The following is a 2,808-nucleotide window of genomic DNA, read 5'->3' as shown; positions in this document are numbered from 1 at the left end:
ATGCCGGACAGGCCGCCGCCATGGCCGCCGATCTCCAGGCCGCACTCGGCTGCCTCTCGCGGGTTCCGCAGCCGACGGTCGCCGCTATCACCGGCTACTGCCTCGGCGCCGGCCTCGAACTCGCGCTGGGCGCCGACCACCGGATCGTCGGCGACAACGTGAAACTCGGTCTGCCGCAGATCAAAGCGGGCCTGATTCCGCTGTCCGGCATCCGAAGGCTCTCGCTGCTCATCGGCGCGAGCCGGGCCAAGGATCTCGTCTACACCGGTCGTTTCGTCGGCGCCGAAGAAGCCGAGAAGCTCGGTTTGGTCGATGAGGTCGTCGCGCCCGACGATGTCCTCACCGCGGCGCGCGCGTGGGCCGCTCAGTTCGTCACCGCCGCACCCCGCGCCCTCGCCGCGGCCAAGGCGGTTTTCGAGTCCGGGCCGCACGGTCATGCCACCGCTGTCACCGAATGGTCGGCCCTGTTCGACACCGACGATGCCCGCACCGGCACCCGTACCTTCGCCGCGGAAGGACCGAACGCCGCGACCTTCACGGGTCGCTAGCAACACCGCCGGAACCTGGGTTAACTTCGTGCGGGCCGGTGTTGCGAGAACCCGGGTAACCTCCCAGCCATCCCGCGCTGGGGCGGTGCGAACCGGCTGTCCGGTCCGATGGCGGCTCGCGCTCGCGGGAGCCCGGCGGCCGGTCGTGGGTGCAGGAAAGAGCAGTCTCTTGTCCCAGCAGCGGCGTGCCCGGGCGCACATATTAGGCTGGCCTGCATGACGGTCCATCCCGACGACCCGGCGCCGAACCCCCACGCCACCGCGGCCCAGGTCGAAGCAGCGCGCAAAGACACCAAACTCGCCCAGGTCCTGTACCACGACTGGGAAGCGGAGACCTATGACGACAAGTGGTCGATCTCCTATGACGAACGCTGTATCGCGTATGCGCGCGGCCGGTTCGACCTCGCCGTCGGCCCGGCTCCGCTGCCGTACGAGCGTGCGCTCGAGCTGGGCTGTGGCACCGGATTCTTCCTGCTCAACCTGATGCAGGGTGGCGTCGCCAAGTCGGGTTCGGTCACCGACCTCTCGCCCGGCATGGTGAAGGTCGCGCTGCGCAACGCCGAGCACCTCGGCCTCGATGTCGACGGGCGCGTCGCCGACGCCGAGACCATCCCGTACGACGACGACACCTTCGACCTGGTGTGTGGCCACGCCGTACTGCACCACATCCCCGACGTGGAACTGGCGCTCAAGGAGTGCCTGCGCGTGCTCAAGCCGGGCGGGCGCTTCGTGTTCGCGGGTGAGCCCACCACCATCGGCAACATCTACGCCCGTCGCCTCGGCCAGGCCACCTGGAAGGTGACCACCGAGATCACCAAGCTGCCGTTCCTGTCGGGCTGGCGTCGTCCGCAGACCGAACTGGACGAGTCGTCTCGTGCCGCCGCGCTCGAGGCCGTCGTCGACCTGCACACCTTCGACCCGAGCGATCTCGAGAAGATGGCGAAGTCGGCCGGTGCCGTCGATGTGAAGGCCACCACCGAGGAACTCGCCGCCGCCCTGTGGGGCTGGCCGGTGCGCACCTTCGAGGCCGCAGTCCCCGACGAGAAGCTGACCATGCCCTACCGCCTGGCGCAGTACCGCGCGTGGCTGGGTCTGAGCTGGCTGGACGAGAACGTGCTGCGCAAGGTCGTGCCGCGCGAGTTCTTCTACAACGCGATGATCACCGGCGTGAAGCCGGGCGCGGCGCAGAAGTAGGTGGGCTATCGCTTCGGCCGCGACGATGTCGCCTATCTCGGCAGCGCGGCAGGCCGTGCCGCGCTCGCCGAGGTCGACCGGCTGGAGCTGACGACCGCGACGCACCTGCGCGATATCGAGCAGGTGCGTCGTTCGCACGGTGCACTCGCGCCCGCCTTGATCGAGACGGTGCGGTTGCGTCGTAAGGCCGTGGTGAAGCTGCCCACGGCAGGGGAATGGCTGTTCACCGACGACGCGCTGCAACAGGCGACGCCCGCGCTCGTCGCCCGGCATCGGGCGACCCGCCTGGCCGGCCGCGCGGTGCACGACGTGACCTGCTCGATCGGCGCGGAACTGTCCGAGCTGGCCGCGGCTTGTCCGGCGGTGGTCGGTAGCGATCTCGACGATGTCCGCCTGGCCATGGCCGCCCACAATCTCGGGGTGGGGCCGGTATCGGCGGTGGATCGCGGCCCGGCGATCAGTGCGGATGCCGCCCCGGCAGCGGCTGGTAGCCGAAACATCGTGTTGGCCAAGGCCGATGCTCTCGTGCCGACCACGCGCGATACCGTGATCATCGCTGATCCGGCTCGTCGGGCCGACGGCCGTCGCACCTACGATCCCGCGAAACTCCAACCCCCACTTCCGGATCTGCTCACCGCCTACGCGGGCCGCGATATCGCCGTGAAGTCCGCACCCGGGCTGGATTTCGACCGCCTCGGCTGGGACGGCGAGGTGGAGATCGTCTCCCTCGACGGCGCCGTCCGCGAAGCCTGCCTCTGGTCGCCCGGCCTCACCGAACCCGGCGTCACCCGCCGCGCCACCGTCCTGAATTCCCACGGCAGCGCGACCACGCTCACCGACGCCGCCTCCGACGACATCCCCGACCGCGCCCCCGGCGACTGGATCATCGACCCCGACGGCGCCGTCGTCCGCGCGGGCCTGGTCCGTCACTACGCCGCGAAACACGGCCTCTGGCAACTGGACCCACAGATCGCCTACCTCACCGGCGACACGGTCCCCGCGGGCATGCGGGGCTTCCGCATCGAGGACCGTTTCGAACTCCGCGAGAAGACCCTGCGCCAGGAAT

The 2,808-nt window shown here is 69.7% G+C and carries 3 protein-coding genes; all 3 read left to right on the top strand.

Annotation, left to right across the window (positions count from 1 at the left end):
• Positions 1-548 (top strand): enoyl-CoA hydratase-related protein (locus ACFWF3_RS31085; RefSeq protein ID WP_379317287.1); only part of this gene is annotated, 548 nt, incomplete at its 5' end.
• A gap of 216 nt (positions 549-764) precedes the next feature.
• The gene (locus ACFWF3_RS31080) at positions 765-1,742 is read left to right on the top strand and encodes a class I SAM-dependent methyltransferase (RefSeq protein ID WP_101466273.1); all 978 of its coding nucleotides are present in this window, start codon (positions 765-767) and stop codon (positions 1,740-1,742) included.
• On the top strand, positions 1,743-2,808 hold a 1,066-nt coding region (locus ACFWF3_RS31075; protein WP_379317286.1), incomplete at its 3' end, for a class I SAM-dependent methyltransferase.

The organism is Nocardia sp. NPDC060220, assembly GCF_042727815.1.
Classification (GTDB): Bacteria; Actinomycetota; Actinomycetes; order Mycobacteriales; family Mycobacteriaceae; genus Nocardia.
The sequence above is the reverse complement of the archived record's forward strand: the minus strand, read 5'-3'. Positions and strand labels throughout refer to the sequence as shown.

Excerpts from the sequence above, each read along its gene's own strand:
- ACFWF3_RS31080 (WP_101466273.1), top strand. The coding sequence starts at position 765 with ATGACGGTCCATCCCGACGACCCGGCGCCGAACCCCCACGCCACCGCG.